Annotated in this window: 1 protein-coding gene; it reads left to right on the top strand. The window is 42.3% G+C overall.

Annotation, left to right across the window (positions count from 1 at the left end):
- Positions 1 to 80: 80 nt before the first annotated feature.
- Positions 81 to 775: diacylglycerol kinase family protein (locus ACYVRH_RS13765; protein WP_461257456.1), on the top strand; the 695-nt coding region annotated here is incomplete at its 3' end.

The following is a 775-nucleotide window of genomic DNA, read 5'->3' on the forward strand; positions in this document are numbered from 1 at the left end:
ATATGGATTATTTCTTTATTAATGCTATTTCTGATATCTGCCAACACTCCTTTTTAGTCAGGGAAACTCCCCTGCGATGTATGATTATTATTAACCCGGCAGCCGGCGGTTTTTCTAATAAATCAAAGTGGGAATCTCATATACGGACATTGGAAAAATACCAGCAAAAAGCCCAGGCAAATCCAAAGAGACAATTATATAAAAACGTTATAATGAACCTTACCGAAGGCATGGGTTCAGCTGCGGAAACAACCAAAACATTTTTAGAAAGAGCGGAAAAAGACCCCGTCCCCTTCTATTTGATAATCAGCGCAGGCGGAGACGGAACCCATAGGGAAATCATGAATACCTTGTTCACGGCGTCCGCCCCTGTCCGCAAAAGCATAGCGGTACTGCGGCTGCCAATGGGAACAGGCAATGACGTCGCCGACAGTTCCAGCTTGGCGGAGGCTTTGGATTTACTCCTCAATCCTTCCCATGTAGAATTCGCTTCCGCCGTACAACTTATACCAGCCCAGAACGGATCATCAAGCTGGAGAAAAGGAAACATTTGCGCTTATAACATCCTATCCGTCGGACTTGACGCTTACGTTAAGTACATGATCAATACTATAAAGGGAAAAGTACCCGGCGACGCCTACAAATTCTGGGTTGATATGGCTACTTTGTCTTATCAAAAAAAATATAAAGTAGATAATATTGACGTAAAGGCATTTGATGATAAGAACAATGAAATTAAGTCTTTCAGTGAAAAGTTGTTGCTTTTGACAATGGG

It is taken from the genome of Treponema sp. R80B11-R83G3, assembly GCF_054786115.1.